The following is a 16,589-nucleotide window of genomic DNA, read 5'->3' as shown; positions in this document are numbered from 1 at the left end:
CGTCATGGCCAAGCCTGGATTTCGCCTCGCGCTGTTTGCCACCTTGCTGGCACTGATAGTGGTGTTGCTCGGCGCCTACACTCGCCTGACCCATGCCGGCCTCGGCTGCCCGGACTGGCCTGGCTGCTACGGCTTCATCAGCGTGCCGAAAAGCGAAGCCCAGCTGGCCCATGCCGAATTGCATTTCCCGGACGCTCCGGTCGAGGCCCACAAGGGCTGGAACGAGATGATCCACCGCTACTTCGCCGGCACATTGGGGATGTTGATCGCGGTGTTGGCCGGTCGCGCATGGGTGCATCGTCGTCATCCCGGGCAACCGGTGAAGTTGCCGTTGTTTCTGTTGGCGGTGGTTGTTGGCCAGGCCGCTTTCGGCATGTGGACGGTAACGCTCAAGCTCTGGCCGCAGGTGGTCACCGGGCATTTGCTTGGCGGCTTTGCGACCTTGAGCTTGCTGTTTCTGCTGACCTTGCGCCTGTCCGGCGTACTGCCGGCGCTGACCGTGCCTCGACGCTTGCAGTACTGGGCGACGGCGGGGCTGTTGCTGGTGATCGGGCAAATCGCTCTCGGCGGTTGGGTCAGTTCCAATTACGCCGCCGTGGCCTGCATCGACTTTCCGACGTGTCACGGCCAATGGTTTCCACCGGCCGACTTCGCCAACGGCTTTCACCTTACTCAACACATCGGTCCGAATTATCTTGGCGGGCAACTGGACAGCGACGCCCGTACGGCCATCCACCTGACCCATCGCATCGGTGCATTGCTGGTCACCCTGGTATTGCTCGGCCTGGCCTGGCAATTGAAGGTGGTCGGCATGACACGCCTGGCAGGCCTGGTGCTGATCGCGCTTGGTGCACAAATCACCCTGGGCATCAGCAACGTGCTGTTCCATCTGCCGCTGCCGGTGGCCGTCGCGCATAACGCGGGCGGCGCGGCGCTGTTGCTGACCATGGTGCTGGTCAATTACCACGCCCGAACCAGTCTGGTTCGGGTCAAGCAACCAGCGCGCTGGCACTTCAGCCCGCGTAAACACTCAGCCGGGCCCATAACAACAAAAGGAGAGACGCCATGGCGATTCTGATCGGCGAACGTCCCAGTCAGGCGATCTGGCGTGACTACCTGGAACTGACCAAACCCAAAGTGGTGGTGCTGATGCTCATCACTTCACTGGTGGGAATGTTCCTCGCGACCCGTGCCGGCGTGCCGTGGACGGTGCTGATTTTCGGCAACCTGGGCATTGCCCTGTGTGCCGGTGGCGCGGCAGCGGTCAATCATGTGGTGGACCGGCGCATCGACGCGATCATGGCGCGCACCCATAAACGGCCGCTGGCCGAAGGCCGGGTTTCGCCGACCGCCGCACTAACGTTCGCGCTGGTATTGGCGGCCCTCGGGCAAGCCATGCTGCTGGCGTTTACCAACCCGCTGACCGCGTGGCTGACCCTGGCTTCGTTGCTCGGCTATGCGGTGATCTACACCGGATTCCTCAAGCGTGCGACCCCGCAGAACATCGTCATCGGTGGCCTGGCGGGCGCTGCGCCACCGTTGCTCGGCTGGACCGCTGCCACCGGTCACGTCAGCGCTGAGCCGCTGCTGCTGGTGCTGATCATCTTCGCCTGGACCCCGCCGCACTTCTGGGCGCTGGCGATCCATCGCAAGGAGGAATACGCCAAGGCCGATATTCCGATGCTGCCGGTCACCCATGGCGAGCACTACACCAAGATTCATATCCTGCTTTATACCTTCGCGCTGCTTGCTGTCAGCCTGATGCCCTACGTGATCCACATGAGCGGCACGCTCTACCTGGTCTGCGCGCTCGGGCTGGGTGCGCGGTTTCTGCAATGGGCCGTGGTGCTGTACCGTGGCACTCGGCCGCACGCGGCGATCAAAACGTTCAAGTACTCTATTTACTACCTGTTCCTGCTGTTTATCGCCCTGCTCGTAGACCACTACTTATTGTTGAACCTATGACTCGAACCCAGAAAACCGTCTTCATTCTCGTCGCCCTGGTCGCACTGATCCTGGGCCTGACCGTCAACAAGGTACTGTCCGGGAAAAACCAGGGCGATCCGACCGCGCTGATCGACGCCGGCATCATTTTGCTGCCGCAGAGCCGTAATCTGCCGGAAGTGACGATGACCAATCAGGACGGCCAGCCGGTCACGATCAATGAATTGAAGGGCAAGTGGAGCCTGCTGTTTTTTGGCTACACCTTCTGCCCGGACATCTGCCCGACCACTCTCGCCCAACTGCGACAGATCAAGAGCGAATTGCCGCCCGAGGCGGTGGATAAACTGCAAGTCGTGCTGGTCAGCGTCGACCCTAATCGCGATACGCCCAAGCAGCTCAAGCAGTACCTGGGTTATTTCGACCCGCAGTTCGTCGGCCTGACCGCGGCGTCGACCGAAGAGCTGCAAAAGGTCGCCAACGCGGTGAGCATTCCGTACATTCCGGCGGACACCAGCAAGCCGAACTACACCGTCGACCACAGTGGCAACCTCGCGGTGATCGGGCCGGACGGCACCCAGCGCGGCTTCATCCGCGCGCCGTTGAACAATGCGAAGCTGGTGGCGCAGTTGCCGGTGATGCTCAAACGCAATTGAGCAAGCCCGCTCCCACAGGGGTCTATATTTCAAAGGCATAAAAAAGGGGACGCACTTGGCGTCCCCTTTTTCGTTGCAGCAGTTCTATCAGAACGCCGGCACTACCGCGCCTTTGTACTTCTCGAGAATGAAGGCCTTCACTTCCGGGCTGTGCAGGGCCGCCACCAGTTTCTTCATCGCTTCGCTGTCCTTGTCGTCCGGACGAGCCACCAGGATATTCACGTACGGCGAGTCGCTGCCTTCGATGACCAGTGCATCCTTGGCCGGATCGAGCTTGGCTTCCAGCGCGTAGTTGGTGTTGATCAGCGCCAGGTCGACCTGAGTCAGCACACGCGGGATGGTCGCGGCTTCCAGTTCGCGGATTTTCAGGTCCTTGGTGTTCTCGGTGATGTCCTTGACGGTCGACAGGATGTTGTTCGAATCCTTCAACTTGATCACGCCGGCCTTGGCCAGCAGCAACAGAGCACGGCCGCCATTGGTGGCGTCGTTCGGGATCACCACGTTGGCGCCGCCAGGTAGTTCAGCGAGGGTTTTGTACTTGCTGGAGTAAGCGCCCAGGGGCTCCAGGTGCACGCCGGCAACCGACACCAGGTTGGTGCCCTTGGCCTTGTTGAACTCATCGAGGTACGGCTGGTGCTGGAAGAAGTTGGCGTCCAGGCGCTTTTCCGCGACCTGCACGTTCGGCTGGATGTAGTCGGTGAAGACCTTGACCTTCAGGTCCACGCCTTCTTTGGCCAGGGCCGGCTTCACGAATTCGAGGATCTCGGCGTGTGGTACCGGGGTGGCCGCGACGGTCAGGGTTTCAGCGTGGGCAGAGAACGCGGCAACGGCCGCGAAGGCCACGATCAGTTTTTTCATTCAGCTAACTCCATGTGGGGCGCCCGCTTGGCGCCTGCCAGCGAATGGCCGGCTCATGTCTTACTTACGGGAAAAGTGGACGACCAATTTGTCGCCAACGGTTTGCAGTACCTGAACCAGTACCAGCAGCAACACCACTGTCACCACCATCACATCGGTCTGAAAACGCTGGTAGCCGAAGCGGATCGCCAGGTCACCCAGACCACCGGCGCCCACCACACCGGCCATCGCCGTGTAGGACACCAGTGTAATGGCAGTCACCGTAATCGCCGCGAAGATGCCCGGGCGAGCTTCCGGTAGCAAGGCATTGGTGATGATCTGCCGCGTGGTCGCGCCCATGGCCTGGGTCGCCTCGATGATGCCGCGATCGACTTCGCGCAGGGCGGTTTCCACCAGGCGGGCAAAGAATGGCGTGGCACCCACCACCAGCGGCGGGATCGCACCGGCAACACCGAGGGACGTGCCGGTGATCAACACGGTGAACGGAATCATCACGATCAGCAGGATGATGAACGGCAGCGAACGCAGAATGTTCACCACCAGCGACAACATCGCATAGACGCCTTTGGCTTCCAGCAACTGGCGCGGACTGCACAGGAACAGCAGCACGCCCAGCGGCAAGCCGAGCAGCACGGTGAACAACAGCGAACCGCCGAGCATCAGCAGGGTGTCGCCAGTGGCCAGCCAGATTTCGAGCCAGTCGATATTGGCGAAGAAACTTGTCAGGGCTTCCATTAGCGCAGCACCTCCATGTGGACGTCGGCTGCGGTGAAGCTGGCGAAGGCCGCTTCCATGTCACCGCCGGTCACGGCCAGGGTCAGTTGCCCGTAAGGGACGTCTTTGATGCGATCGATTCGACCGGCAAGGATGCTGTAGTCCACGCCCGTTTCGCGGGCGACTGTACCCAGCAAAGGTGCGTAGGTCGCTTCGCCCTGGAAGGTCAGACGTACGATGCGGCCCGGGACATGGGCAAAGTCGTCACGCTGTTCGCTTTCGTCGATGTGCTCGTCTTCTTGCACGAAGCGCTTGGTGGTCGGGTGCTTCGGATGCAGGAACACCTCGGCCACCGAACCTTGCTCGACGATCACGCCTGCATCCATTACTCCGACCTGGTCGCAGACCCGGCGGATCACGTCCATTTCATGGGTGATCAGCACGATGGTCAGCTTCAACTCGCGATTGATCTCGGCCAGCAACTGCAGGACCGACGCCGTGGTTTGCGGATCAAGGGCGCTGGTGGCTTCATCGCACAGCAAAATTTTTGGCTTGGTCGCCAGGGCGCGTGCAATGCCGACGCGCTGCTTTTGCCCACCGGATAATTGCGCCGGGTATTTGTTGGCGTGATCGGACAAGCCGACCCGGGCCAGCAATTCGGCGACGCGACGGTCGATGTCGCTGCGGGACAGTTCACCAGCCAGCGTCAGCGGCAGCGCGACGTTGTCGGCAACGGTCTTGGAGGCCAACAGGTTGAAGTGCTGGAAAATCATCCCGACCTGCTGACGGAAGCGGCGCAGGCCGTTGGCGTCCAGGGCCGTGACTTCTTCGCCGTCGACGATGATCTTGCCGCCACTGGCGTTTTCCAGGCGATTGATCAGACGCAGCAGGGTACTTTTTCCTGCGCCGGAATGACCGATCAAGCCGAAAACCTGCCCGTTCTCAATCGTCAGACTGGTCGGATGCAGGGCGGGGATTTCCTTACCGGCGACGCGGTAGGTTTTATGGACGTTTTGAAACTCGATCACGTAGCGAACCTTGTGGGGCGCGTTAGAAAAGGGTCAGCGGTTAGCCGGGCGCGCATTTTAGCCTGTCCGTATAGAGGTTCTTAGCATTTATTTCGCATTTGTCCTGTCATTTGGCAATAACGCGGAGGCGAAGGCCAAAGGAATGCCGGCTTGAAATCCTCTTGCGAGGAAGGGCGTCTTCACAAGCAAACCCTCTCCCACAATGGTTCTGCGTCGGTCACAGATCCAGTGTGGGAGCGAGTCTGCTCGCGATGCTTTCAGGGTTTGCGCGGACTCAGCACTATCTGCGCCGGAACACTGCGCAAAATCTGCCGCTCCAGCTTCAGATCAAACTCAGGATCGAGCTTCTTCACCCGTTTGGTCAGCAAATTAGCCAGCCAAGGGTAATCATTGGTGCGCGGAGCCTGAATGCTCACGTCGCACTGAAAATTCACCACATCGGCGGCGATGGCGTCCAGTTGGCGACGCAATTTGCCCATATCGTTGATATTCAGCGCGACCGTGGTGCTTTCAGCCGTTAGATCGATGACCTTGGCTTTTGGCCTGGCTTCGGCAGCCTTGAGGTCGGCTTCGGCTTTTTCCAGCTCGGCCTTGCGCGCCTGGGCAATCGAGCCGTTGACTCCACCGGTCAGCGCCGGAGCCTTGGGCATCAATGCGCGGGCACGGCTCAGGGCGGTCGCGGCGGCATCCACGTCACCCTTTTGCAACACGATCTGGCTGCGGCGCAGATAGGCTTCGGCCAGTTGCCGCTGGTACTGCTCAAGGGAAGCATCGGTAGGCGATTCGGCCTGCAAGGCTGCCAATTGGTCTTCGGCGGTCGCCAGTTCATCGCTGGCGATGTTTTGTTCCAGCTGTACGATGGCCGTGGCCCGCGCATCCGCGGCCGCGGTGGCCGCCGGTGGCGTGCTTTGGCAGGCGCCCAGCAGCAAAGAAAATGCGACAAGGAGCAGATAACGGGAGGCGAACGACTTCATTCCTGCGACTCTCTATTTGCGCAAAAAACGAGCAAGTCTACACCCCTCGACGGGGCAGAACAAAACTCAGCAGAAACAGCACGGCGGCTGCCACCACAATCGACGGGCCGGCGGGGGTGTCCTTGAACCAGGACAGTGCCAGCCCGCCACACACGGCGAGTATGCCCAGCAGGCTCGCGCCCAGTGCCATCTGCTCCGGTGAGCGGGCATGACGTTGTGCCGCGGCAGCCGGGATGATCAGCAACGAAGTTATCAGCAACACGCCAACGATTTTCATCGCCACGGCAATCACTACGGCGATCAACAGCATCAGGGCCAGGCGCAATCCAGCCACCGGCAAGCCTTCGACCCTGGCCAGTTCTTCATGCACGGTGATCGCCAGTAATGGGCGCCACAACGCAACCAGCAACCCCAGTACCGCAGCGCTCCCGCCGAGAATCCAGGCCAGATCGGTTGGACTGATTGCCAGCAGGTCGCCGAACAGATAGGCCATCAGGTCGATCCGCACTTCGTGCATGAAGCTTAGTACCACCAGGCCCAGAGAGAGCGTGCTGGGTGCGAGAATCCCCAAAAGCGTATCGGATGCCAAAGGCTGGCGTTGTTGCAATGTCACCAGCAACACCGCCAACAGCAAGCAGCCAACGGTGACGGCAACGGTCGGGCTGACATCCAGCAGGAAGCCCAGAGCCACGCCGAGCAATGCCGCGTGGGACAGGGTGTCGCCAAAATAGGCCATGCGCCGCCAGACCACGAAAGACCCCAGCGGGCCTGCAACGACGGCCAGGGCCAGGCCTGCAAGCAGGGCGTAGAGCAGAAAATCAGCCATGCTTGCAGCTATCTCCGTGAACATGGTTATGGCCCGACGCGGGCGCCTTGACCACCGAGCCATGCAAGTCGTGGGCGTGGTCGTGATGGTGGTGATAAATCGCCAGGCTTTGTGCGTTTTTTCCGAACAGCTCGACGAAAGCCGGATCGCCGCTGACCTGCTCGGGATGGCCGGAGCAGCAGACGTGACGATTAAGGCAAACCACCTGATCCGTGGTGCTCATCACCAGATGCAAATCATGGGAGACCATCAGCACGCCGCAACCGTGGCGGTCGCGCAGGCGGGTAATCAGGCTGTACAGCTCCGCCTGGCCGGCCACGTCGACACCCTGTACCGGTTCGTCGAGTACCAGCAGTTCAGGTTCGCGCAACAAGGCCCGGGCCAGCAACACGCGTTGCATTTCGCCACCGGAAACGCTTTGCACCGGGCTGTCGATCACCTGTTCGGCGCCGACTTCCTTGAGTGCCGCCAGGGCCATCGCGCGGTCCACGCCTGGCACCAGGCGCAAGAAGCGCAGGACCGACAGCGGGAGGGTCGGATCGACATGAAGTTTTTGCGGCATGTAACCGACCCGCAGCTTCGGCTTGCGCCAGACACTGCCGCTGTCCGGTTTCAACAGGCCGAGCACGGCACGCACCAGTGTGGTCTTGCCGGCGCCGTTGGGGCCGATCAGGGTAACGATCTGCCCCGGCTCGACGCTCAGCTCAATGTTGTCCAGCACCGGTTGCCCGGCGAACGTTACGGCAACCTGCTCAAGACGGATCAGTGCGTTGCTCATCAAGCCCCCTGGCAGCCCGAGCAGAGACCGACCACTTCGACGGTCTGGCCTTCGACGACAAACCCGACATCCCTGGCGCTGGCGATGATCGCGTCACTGATGGACTTTTGCTCAAGTTCGATCGCAGCGTGGCATTCACGGCAGATCAGGAACTGACCCTGGTGAGCATGTTCCGGGTGATTGCAGCCGATGAAGGCGTTGAGCGAGGAAATGCGATGGACCAGGCCGTTTTCCAGCAGGAAGTCCAGCGCGCGGTACACCGTCGGCGGCGCGGCGCGGCGGCCGTCCTGCTCGCTGAGAACCGCGAGAATGTCGTAGGCACCCAGGGGCTTGTGGCTTTGCCACACCAGTTCCAGCACTCGCCGGCGCAAGGCGGTCAGGCGCAGGCCTTGACGTGCGCACAGGGCATCGGCCTCGGACAAAGCGCTGTGAACGCAATGTGAGTGGTCGTGGGGGCGGCTGGCAATCGGTGTTTTTAGCATGAGCGGCGACGAGTTTTGTGAGAGACGTTATTATGTTACTCGTTCTCGCCTCTTCGAGTAGTCATCGTGTCCCGACTTTTTTCTATCTTTGTCGCATTTGTCGCAAGTTTTCTGTTGATCGGTTCGGCGCAAGCCGAGGTCAAGGTTCTTACCAGCATCAAGCCTCTGCAATTGATCGCCGCGGCCGTGCAGGACGGCGTGGCGATTCCTGAGGTTTTGCTGCCGCCGGGTGCCTCGCCGCATAACTATGCGTTGCGCCCATCCGACGTGCGCAAGGTGCAATCGGTGGACTTGCTGTACTGGATCGGCCCGGACATGGAAGGTTTCCTGCCGCGCGTGCTCAATGGTCGTACATTGCCCAGCGTCGCCGTGCAGGACCTGCCGGGTATGAAACTGCGCCGCTTTGCCGAAGATAGCCACTCCCACGCCGAAGAAGCCGACGAACATGATCACGATCACCGTCCGGGTAGCCTGGATGCGCATTTGTGGCTGTCGCCGGTTAACGCTCGGGTCATTGCCGCGAAAATGGCAGCTGACCTGAGTGCCGCCGATCCTGACAATGCTGCGCGTTATCAGAGCAACCTGAAAGCCTTCGACGAGCGTCTCGATGCACTGGATGCGCGCCTGAAGAAGCGCCTGGCCGATATTCAGGGCAAACCCTACTTCGTGTTCCACGAAGCCTTCGATTACTTCGAGGACGCTTACGGCCTCAAGCACGCGGGTGTGTTCAGTGTCGCGGCCGAAGTGCAACCCGGTGCCCAGCACGTCGCGACAATGCGTGCGCGCTTGCAGGAAGTCGGCAAGACCTGCGTGTTCAGCGAGCCACCGCTGCGTCCGCGTCTGGCGGAAACCCTGGTAGCCGGGTTGCCGGTGAAACTGGCTGAGCTGGATGCGCTGGGCGGGTATACGCCGGCCACCGCTCAAGGGTATGAGCAGGTGCTGGAGAAGCTGGGCAATGATCTGGCGGGGTGCCTGGAGTCACTGTAACTCAACATTTGCGGTGCCCCATTCGTGAGCAAGCCCGCTCCCACATTAGACCGGGTTCTTCCAGATGGAATGCGGTCAAATGTGGGAGCGGGCTTGCTCGCGAAGCTTTTAGAGGGCGAACGGCAAAGGCGTGTTGACTGTCTGCCTCTGTGCCAATCGCAATTGAAATTCCATCGGATCGTGAATCAACACATCCTGCCCGGCAAATGACTCCGCCGCGATCAACCGCGACAACCAGAACCGTACGCAAGCCACCCGCAACATGGTCGGCCACAACTCGGCTTCGGCAGCGGTGAACGGTCGCAAGGCCGCGTAAGCGCCCAGCAAGGCCCGCGCTCGCGGTCCATCGATCACGCCGTCGTCGTCCGAGCACCAGTCGTTCAGGGCAATCGCCACGTCGTAGAGCATCGGCCCGGAGCAGGCGTTGTAGAAATCGATCAGCCCGGTCAGGTGCGTGCCTTCGAACATCGCGTTGTCGCGGAACAGGTCGGCGTGAATGTTCGCCCGCGGCAGAGCCAGGATTTTTTCCTTCTGCCGGGTGATTTCATCCAGCGCCCGTTGCAGCAGGTCTTTCTGTTCGGCACCGAGGTGTGACAGAAACTGCGTGCCCTCTTCCAGCATCCAGTCCAGGCCGCGATCGGTTTTGCGCTTGATCATGTTGCCCTGGGTCGCCAGATGCAGATGGCCGAGCAACTCACCGACCTGCGCGCAATGTTGCGCGTTGGCTTGCTTGATGTGCTTGCCGGCCAGGCGCGGTTGCAGCAAGGCAGGTTTGCCCGCCAGTTCGCGCAGGGCCACGCCGTCGGTGGTGCGCAGGGCGTAAGGCACCGGCAGGTCGGCGCCGTGCAGCACGTCGAGCAGTTCGATAAAGAACGGCATTTCCTGAACCGGACCGCGCTCGACCAGGGTCAGGACGAATTCGCCCTGCTCCAGGCTGATAAAGAAATTGGTATTTTCGCTACCGGCGGCAATCCCCTGGAAATCAAGCAGGCGGCCGAGGCCATAAGGGGCGAGAAAAGCTTCCAGCTCGGGCCGAGCCAGGGGGGTGAACACAGACATGTTTAAACTGCCAGTACGGGCGCCGCTGTTGAGCCAGCGCCGATTAAAGTTAAGGACGACTTACCACTTAAATATTTCCCACGCCGGAATCAGCATATCCGGGTAATCCGAGCGGATGAAGTTACCTTCTGATCCGTCGGCGCGTACCAGGAAATATGGCTTGCCGCCTTTGGGCGTGACTTTGATTGCATACAGGAAGCCGTTTTGGCGGTATTCCTGGATGAGCTTGTCCCCTTCCGTGCGGATCGTGACATCCGGCTCTGGTGTCGGCGCACCGTCCGCCGCCATGACGGCCAATGGGGCGATTGCAAACAAGCCAGCCAGCAACAGGCGATTTGGTGTGCGCATGATAACCTTGTCCCTTTGTCGTCAACGGTCCCGCTATTCTAGCGCCGGACCCGCCGAAAAGGTTGATCCTGCTCATGAGCCAAGCCCCCCTCGTCCTGGTGGACGGTTCTTCTTACCTCTACCGCGCCTTTCACGCGCTGCCGCCGCTGACCACGTCCAAAGGCCTGCCGACCGGCGCGGTCAAGGGCGTGTTGAACATGCTCAAGAGCCTGCGCAAGCAGTATCCGGACAGTCCGTTCGCCGTGGTGTTCGACGCCAAGGGTGGGACTTTTCGCGATGACATGTACGCCGAATACAAGGCCAACCGTCCGAGCATGCCTGACGATATGCGCGTGCAGATCGAGCCGCTGCACCAGAGCGTGATCGCCCTGGGCTTCCCGCTGCTGTGCGTCGAAGGCGTCGAGGCCGATGACGTGATCGGCACCTTGGCCCGCAGCAGCGCGGCGGCGGATCGTCCGGTGATTATCTCCACTGGCGACAAGGACATGGCGCAACTGGTCGACGGCCACATTACCTTGGTCAACACCATGACCGGTAGCAGCATGGACGTGGAGGGCGTGAAGGAGAAATTCGGCGTCGCTCCGGAGCAGATCATCGATTATCTGGCTCTCATGGGCGATTCTTCCGACAACATTCCCGGTGTTCCGGGTATCGGCCCGAAGACGGCTTCAGGCCTGCTGGTCGGTGTGAATGGCGGCCTGACCGAGCTCTATGCACAGCTCGATATCGTGCCGACCCTGCCGATTCGCGGCGCCAAGACTCTGCCGGCCAAGCTCGAAGAGCACAAGGAGATGGCATTCCTCTCCTATCAACTGGCAACGATCAAGGTCGACGTGCCACTGGACATCGGTCTCGATGACTTGCAGATGGGTGCGGAAGATCCGGACAAGCTGTTCGAGCTCTACACCCTGCTGGAGTTCAAGAGCTGGCTGAACGATCTGCAGCGGGACGCCAAGCGTATCGAACTGAGCAGCGCTGCCGAGCCTGAGCCGGCGGTTGATCTGTTTAGCGCTGTCGAGGCCGAAGCACCCGTTGTGGCCGCTGAAGCCCAATATGAAACCATCCTCGATCAGGCGCGATTCGATGCCTGGCTGGAAAAGCTGAACAAGGCCAGGCTGTTTGCCTTCGACACTGAGACCACCGGCATCGATGCGCAGCAGGCAAAACTGGTTGGCCTGTCGTTCGCGGTTCAGGCCAACGAAGCGGCTTACATCCCGTTGACCCATTCTTACATCGGCGTGCCGCAGCAGCTGGATCGCGACACTGTTCTGCGCGCGCTCAAGCCGATTCTGGAAGACCCGAACAAGCTCAAGGTCGGCCAGCACGCCAAGTTCGACATGAACATCCTGGCCAACTGCGCCATCGGCGGCGATCAGGACAACGGCATCACCGTACGCGGCATTGCCTTCGACACCATGCTTGAGTCCTATGTACTCAATTCCACGGCCACGCGCCATGACATGGACAGCCTCGCGCAGAAGTATCTGGACCACACCACGGTAAGTTTCCAGGACATCGCCGGCAAAGGTGTGAAACAGCTGACGTTCGATCAGATCGCCCTGGAGCAGGCCGGACCTTACGCCGCCGAAGATGCGGATATCACCTTGCGTCTGCACCAGACCCTGTTCGAAAAACTCTCGGCCATTCCGAGCCTGGCCAGTGTGCTGACTGACATCGAAATCCCGTTGGTGCCGGTACTGGCGCGTATCGAGCGCCAGGGCGCATTCGTCGACGCCGCCCTGCTGGGTGTGCAAAGCATCGAGCTGGGCGACAAGATGGTGGCGCTGGAGCGCGAAGCCTTCGAGATCGCCGGCGAGGAGTTCAACCTCGGTTCGCCCAAGCAACTTGGCGTGATCCTTTACGAGAAGCTCGGCCTGCCGGTATTGAAGAAAACCGCCAAGGGCCAGCCATCCACCGCCGAAGAAGTGCTGGCCAAACTGGCCGAAGACGACTATCGATTGCCGAAAGTGCTTATGGAATACCGCTCCATGAGCAAGCTCAAAAGCACCTACACCGACCGTCTGCCGGAGCAGATCAACCCGCGTACCGGGCGAATCCATACCTCGTACCACCAGGCGGTGGCGTCCACCGGGCGATTGTCCTCCAGCGATCCGAACCTGCAGAACATCCCGGTGCGCACCGCCGAAGGGCGTCGCATCCGCCAGGCCTTTGTGGCCCCGGCCGGTTACAAGCTGCTGGCGGCGGACTATTCGCAGATCGAACTGCGGATCATGGCGCACCTGTCCCGGGATGAAGGGCTGATGAACGCCTTCCGCCACAACCTGGATGTGCACACCGCGACCGCCGCCGAAGTGTTCAAGGTCGAGTTGGCCGAGGTGACCTCCGACCAGCGCCGCAGTGCCAAGGCGATCAACTTCGGTCTGATCTACGGCATGGGCGCGCAGAAGCTCGGCAAGGACATCGGCGTCGACACCAAGACCGCCAAGGCCTACATCGATACCTACTTCGCCCGCTACCCTGGCGTTCGCCAGTACATGGACCGCACGCGTGCCCAGGCCGCCGAGCAAGGTTATGTCGAGACGTTCTTCGGCCGTCGCCTGTATCTGCCGGACATCAACTCCAACAAGCCGCAAGAGCGCGCCGCCGCCGAACGCACGGCGATCAACGCGCCAATGCAAGGCACCGCTGCGGACATCATCAAGAAAGCCATGGTCGCGGTGGATAACTGGCTGACCGCGTCTGGTCTCGACGCCAAAGTCATTCTGCAGGTGCACGATGAACTGGTGCTTGAGGTGCGTGAAGACCTGGTCGACCAGGTCCGCGATGAAATTCGCGTGCACATGAGCGAGGCCGCGAAACTGGATGTCCCGTTGCTGGTCGAAGTGGGTATTGGAAATAACTGGGATGAGGCTCACTGAGGCTTGTAGGAGCGAGCTTGCTCGCGATGGAGCGTCAGATACATCGATTTCGACTGAAATTCCATCGCAAGCAAGCTCGCTCCTACAGAAAACTGTCGTGTTCTGCTGCGGCATAGAGCCGCGGCAGAAGGCGCAGGTCGTTTAGACCGGAAGATAATCAGAGTTATTCCAAAGCTATTTGAAAAAAATCTGAACTAATCTTGCGAACCACCACTCAGAGATACTGAATGGCTGGTGAAGCCCTTCGATGCTCCTATGTTGTGTTAAGTGTTGGCAGATATCTGGACCCCGCCCTAGCGGTCTAGAGCTTGAACCCCGGAACTTCTCCCTCCCCATATGAAGTCCGGGGTTTTTTTTGCCTGCAGAAAACTGCCTGGGGCGTCCCAGGCAGCCTTCGCGGCTTACTGGGCTTCTACCTCGGCACCCTTGTCCGCCAGTTCCATCCAGCCTGCAAGCACTGTGTAGGCTTCTTCCAGGCCCATGCGCTTGGGGGCCGAGAACAGCTGGATCGTCACGAGATCGCCCCAGCCCTTGCGGATTTCCGCCTGAACCTTGAGCAGCGTGTTCTTGGCCGCGCCATAGGTCAGCTTGTCCGCCTTGGTCAGCAGAATGTGCATCGGCATGCCGGCAGCCACGGCCCAGTCGAGCATCAGCAGGTCGAAATCGGTCATCGGATGGCGGATGTCCATCATCAGGATCAGACCTTTCAAACTCTCGCGCCCACCCAGATAAGCCTCGAGGTGACGCTGCCAGTGTTGCTTGAGCGGGATCGGTACTTTTGCATAACCGTAGCCCGGCAGGTCGACCAGACGGCGTTCATCGTCTAGCTTGAAGAAATTCAACAGTTGCGTGCGCCCCGGGGTTTTCGAGGTGCGCGCCAGGCTGGCGTGGGTCAGGGTGTTCAAGGCACTCGACTTGCCGGCGTTGGAACGCCCGGCGAAGGCGACTTCGAAGCCCTCGTCATCCGGACATTGGTCGACTTTGGCGGCGCTGAGCATGAAGGTGGACTGTTGGCACAGACCGAGGATGGGATTCTTGAGTTGCATGGGATTTCCGATGTGGGCGGCGCCAGGAATGGGCGCGGCAAGCAGTGTCGCTTCCGTTTCAGTGACGCCAGTATATAATGCCGCAGATTTTGTGTGCGCTTTGTCCCAGCGTAGGATGAAGTTCACGAGAGCGACAGACCTTGATTGCGCACTAGAACGCAGCTCGCTCTCAACCCTGAAAAGGTCGTTTTATGACGAAATGGCTGCTAGCTGCCGGTGTCATGATGCCGCTTTACAGCGCTCAGGCTACACAGGATCCGGAAGCTGTGTACAACCGTGTTTGTGGTGCCTGTCATTCCGGCCAACTCCCCATGGCGCCGAAAAAAGGCGATCAGGAAGCTTGGACGCCGAGGTTGGCGAAAGGTATGGAGACGCTGGTGCAACACGTGACCCAGGGTTTCAAGGCGATGCCGCCGCGTGGTTTGTGCATGGACTGCAGTGCCGAGGATTACCAAGCCATCATCCTCTGGATGAGCGAGTAAACCCGGTCCATAACTCTTAACCCTTAGCCGTAGTTGGATTAGCTGATGAAGAAATTGATCGTGAGTCTGCTGTTGACCGTGGGCATCTCCGGCATGGCCCATGCTGCAGGAGAGGCAGTACAACCGGGTGATGCAAAAGCCGGACAGGCCAAAGCCGCCGTATGTGGCGCCTGCCACGGCCCGGATGGCAACAGCATGGCGCCAAACTTTCCAAAACTGGCGGGTCAGGGTGAACGCTACCTGACCAAGCAATTGCACGACATCAAGTCGGGCAAGCGCACCGTTCTGGAAATGACCGGCCTGCTGACCAATCTGAGCGATCAGGACCTGGCGGACATCGCCGCCTACTTCGCCAGCCAGAAAGGCAGCGTCGGTGCCGCCGATCCGAAAGTCGTGGCTCGCGGTGAAGCACTGTTCCGTGGCGGCGACCTGGCCAAGGGTTTGCCATCGTGCACCGGTTGCCACTCGCCAAATGGCGCGGGCAATGCACCCGCCGGTTTCCCGCACCTGGGCGGCCAGCACGCTCAGTATATCGCCAAGCAACTGACCGATTTCCGCAAGGAAGAAGGCGGCCGCAACAACGACGGCGACACCAAACCGATGCAGACCATTGCCAAGAAGCTGAGCGACGAAGACATCGCCGCGGTGTCCAGCTACATTCAAGGCCTGCACTAAGGCCGGCGGATCGGGCGTTGAACGGGGTGCTTATTACCTGCAACGTTAACGCTCGATTAATCCGTCCCGGCAAGTATAAAAAGGGTGGCTTTGGCCGCCCTTTTTTGTGGCCGCTGCCGTTACACTACAGAACTCAAGCCCGCCAGGATCTGTCTGATGACAAGTCGCGCGAGGCGAAAAAATTTGTCCAGGAGTGAAGCATGCGTAATCTGATCATCAGCGCCGTTTTTGCCGCTGCCAGCCTGTTCGGCATGACTGCCCAGGCCGCTGAAGCCCCCGCCGCACCTTATGTCGAGCTGAGCAATCCGGTTCCGGTCGCCGTGCCTGGCAAGATCGAAGTGGTCGAGCTGTTCTGGTACGGCTGCCCGCATTGCTACGCCTTCGAGCCCGTGATCAATCCATGGGTCGAGAAACTGCCGACGGACGTGAATTTCGTACGCATTCCAGCCATGTTCGGTGGCGCGTGGGATGCTCACGGTCAGATGTTCCTGACCCTTGAAGCCATGGGTGTCGAGCACAACGTTCACGCCGCGGTGTTCAACGCAATCCAGAAAGAACACAAGAAACTGACCGACAAGGATGACATGGCCGACTTCCTCGCTACCCAAGGCGTGGACAAGGAAAAGTTCCTCGCGACGTTCGACTCTTTCGCCATCAAGGGGCAGATCGTCAAGGCGCGTGAACTGGCCAAGAAGTATGAAATCTCCGGTGTTCCAACCATGATCGTCAACGGCAAGTACCGCTTTGACGTAGGCTCTGCCGGCGGTGCGGAACAGGCCCTGCAACTGGCCGACAAACTGATCGACAAAGAGCGAGCGGCTAACAAGGCTGCCGCCAACTAAGGGCAGTCACTGCC

Annotated in this window: 18 protein-coding genes; 8 read left to right on the top strand and 10 right to left on the bottom strand. The window is 60.3% G+C overall.

The genetic code is table 11. The features are described 5' to 3' along the window. Nucleotides 1–4: 4 nt before the first annotated feature. From ACEN8Q_RS22890 to ACEN8Q_RS22880, 3 genes are read left to right on the top strand one after another with little or no spacing between them, the layout of a single operon-like run. On the top strand, nucleotides 5–1,078 hold the full coding sequence (locus ACEN8Q_RS22890; protein WP_413703781.1) for a COX15/CtaA family protein: 1,074 nt from the start codon (nucleotides 5–7) through the stop codon (nucleotides 1,076–1,078). Then, nucleotides 1,066–1,965 carry a heme o synthase gene (gene cyoE / locus ACEN8Q_RS22885; RefSeq protein WP_413703780.1) on the top strand — a complete coding sequence of 300 codons (900 nt, stop codon included), beginning with the start codon at nucleotides 1,066–1,068 and terminating at the stop codon, nucleotides 1,963–1,965. The genes ACEN8Q_RS22890 and cyoE overlap by 13 nt, the downstream gene beginning before the upstream one ends. After that, nucleotides 1,962–2,597 (top strand): SCO family protein, encoded by a 636-nt coding sequence (locus ACEN8Q_RS22880; RefSeq protein ID WP_413426142.1) that lies wholly within the window; start codon nucleotides 1,962–1,964, stop codon nucleotides 2,595–2,597. The genes cyoE and ACEN8Q_RS22880 overlap by 4 nt, the downstream gene beginning before the upstream one ends. An 87-nt stretch (nucleotides 2,598–2,684) precedes the next feature. On the opposite strand, the gene ACEN8Q_RS22875 is transcribed toward ACEN8Q_RS22880, so the two are convergent. The 7 genes from ACEN8Q_RS22875 to zur form a co-directional block, all read right to left on the bottom strand. Beyond that, the gene (locus ACEN8Q_RS22875) at nucleotides 2,685–3,455 is read right to left on the bottom strand and encodes a MetQ/NlpA family ABC transporter substrate-binding protein (RefSeq protein ID WP_413426144.1); all 771 of its coding nucleotides are present in this window, start codon (nucleotides 3,453–3,455) and stop codon (nucleotides 2,685–2,687) included. 60 nt (nucleotides 3,456–3,515) lie between these two features. Further along, entirely contained in the window at nucleotides 3,516–4,190 is a 675-nt protein-coding gene (locus ACEN8Q_RS22870) for a methionine ABC transporter permease (RefSeq protein WP_008018443.1), read from the bottom strand. After that, on the bottom strand, nucleotides 4,190–5,197 hold the full coding sequence (locus tag ACEN8Q_RS22865; RefSeq protein ID WP_413426146.1) for a methionine ABC transporter ATP-binding protein: 1,008 nt from the start codon (nucleotides 5,195–5,197) through the stop codon (nucleotides 4,190–4,192). The genes ACEN8Q_RS22870 and ACEN8Q_RS22865 overlap by 1 nt, the downstream gene beginning before the upstream one ends. Before the next feature lie 257 nt (nucleotides 5,198–5,454). Further along, on the bottom strand, nucleotides 5,455–6,171 hold the full coding sequence (locus ACEN8Q_RS22860) for a PA5502 family lipoprotein (RefSeq protein WP_413426148.1): 717 nt from the start codon (nucleotides 6,169–6,171) through the stop codon (nucleotides 5,455–5,457). 37 nt (nucleotides 6,172–6,208) lie between these two features. Next, a complete protein-coding gene (gene znuB / locus ACEN8Q_RS22855) occupies nucleotides 6,209–6,997 on the bottom strand; it encodes a zinc ABC transporter permease subunit ZnuB (RefSeq protein WP_008018446.1) in 789 nt (262 codons plus the stop codon). Further along, entirely contained in the window at nucleotides 6,990–7,775 is a 786-nt protein-coding gene (gene znuC / locus ACEN8Q_RS22850) for a zinc ABC transporter ATP-binding protein ZnuC (RefSeq protein WP_008064713.1), read from the bottom strand. Before znuC ends, znuB begins: the two co-directional genes overlap by 8 nt. After that, nucleotides 7,775–8,257 (bottom strand): zinc uptake transcriptional repressor Zur, encoded by a 483-nt coding sequence (zur, locus tag ACEN8Q_RS22845; protein WP_413426151.1) that lies wholly within the window; start codon nucleotides 8,255–8,257, stop codon nucleotides 7,775–7,777. Before zur ends, znuC begins: the two co-directional genes overlap by 1 nt. Nucleotides 8,258–8,323: 66 nt before the next feature. On the opposite strand from zur, the gene znuA reads away from it, so the two are divergent. Further along, nucleotides 8,324–9,244 carry a zinc ABC transporter substrate-binding protein ZnuA gene (znuA, locus tag ACEN8Q_RS22840; protein ID WP_413426153.1) on the top strand — a complete coding sequence of 307 codons (921 nt, stop codon included), beginning with the start codon at nucleotides 8,324–8,326 and terminating at the stop codon, nucleotides 9,242–9,244. 108 nt (nucleotides 9,245–9,352) lie between these two features. Here znuA and ACEN8Q_RS22835 read toward each other — a convergent pair whose 3' ends face one another. Both ACEN8Q_RS22835 and ACEN8Q_RS22830 read right to left on the bottom strand, forming a co-directional pair. After that, nucleotides 9,353–10,303, bottom strand: a complete 951-nt coding sequence (locus ACEN8Q_RS22835) for a homoserine kinase (protein WP_413426155.1) — start codon at nucleotides 10,301–10,303, stop codon at nucleotides 9,353–9,355. Nucleotides 10,304–10,363: 60 nt separating this feature from the next. After that, entirely contained in the window at nucleotides 10,364–10,651 is a 288-nt protein-coding gene (locus tag ACEN8Q_RS22830) for a DUF2782 domain-containing protein (protein WP_413426157.1), read from the bottom strand. A 74-nt stretch (nucleotides 10,652–10,725) separates the two neighbouring features. On the opposite strand from ACEN8Q_RS22830, the gene polA reads away from it, so the two are divergent. Continuing rightward, complete coding sequence (polA, locus tag ACEN8Q_RS22825; RefSeq protein WP_413426159.1) at nucleotides 10,726–13,530, top strand: DNA polymerase I; 2,805 nt, start codon at nucleotides 10,726–10,728, stop codon at nucleotides 13,528–13,530. A gap of 401 nt (nucleotides 13,531–13,931) precedes the next feature. Here polA and yihA read toward each other — a convergent pair whose 3' ends face one another. Beyond that, a complete protein-coding gene (yihA, locus tag ACEN8Q_RS22820; protein WP_008018454.1) occupies nucleotides 13,932–14,576 on the bottom strand; it encodes a ribosome biogenesis GTP-binding protein YihA/YsxC in 645 nt (214 codons plus the stop codon). Between the two features lie 191 nt (nucleotides 14,577–14,767). Between yihA and ACEN8Q_RS22815 the strand changes: the two genes are divergently transcribed. The 3 genes from ACEN8Q_RS22815 (at nucleotide 14,768) to ACEN8Q_RS22805 (ending at nucleotide 16,575) form a co-directional block, all read left to right on the top strand. After that, complete coding sequence (locus ACEN8Q_RS22815; protein ID WP_008018455.1) at nucleotides 14,768–15,058, top strand: c-type cytochrome; 291 nt, start codon at nucleotides 14,768–14,770, stop codon at nucleotides 15,056–15,058. Nucleotides 15,059–15,103: 45 nt separating this feature from the next. Next, nucleotides 15,104–15,733 (top strand): c-type cytochrome, encoded by a 630-nt coding sequence (locus tag ACEN8Q_RS22810; protein ID WP_111283296.1) that lies wholly within the window; start codon nucleotides 15,104–15,106, stop codon nucleotides 15,731–15,733. A gap of 200 nt (nucleotides 15,734–15,933) precedes the next feature. Continuing rightward, nucleotides 15,934–16,575 (top strand): thiol:disulfide interchange protein DsbA/DsbL, encoded by a 642-nt coding sequence (locus tag ACEN8Q_RS22805; protein WP_413426165.1) that lies wholly within the window; start codon nucleotides 15,934–15,936, stop codon nucleotides 16,573–16,575. Nucleotides 16,576–16,589 lie beyond the last annotated feature (14 nt).

It is taken from the genome of Pseudomonas sp. Pseusp16, from assembly GCF_047324915.1.
GTDB lineage: Bacteria > Pseudomonadota > Gammaproteobacteria > Pseudomonadales > Pseudomonadaceae > Aquipseudomonas > Aquipseudomonas fluorescens_CD.
This window is presented reverse-complemented; position numbering and strand designations above follow the sequence as displayed.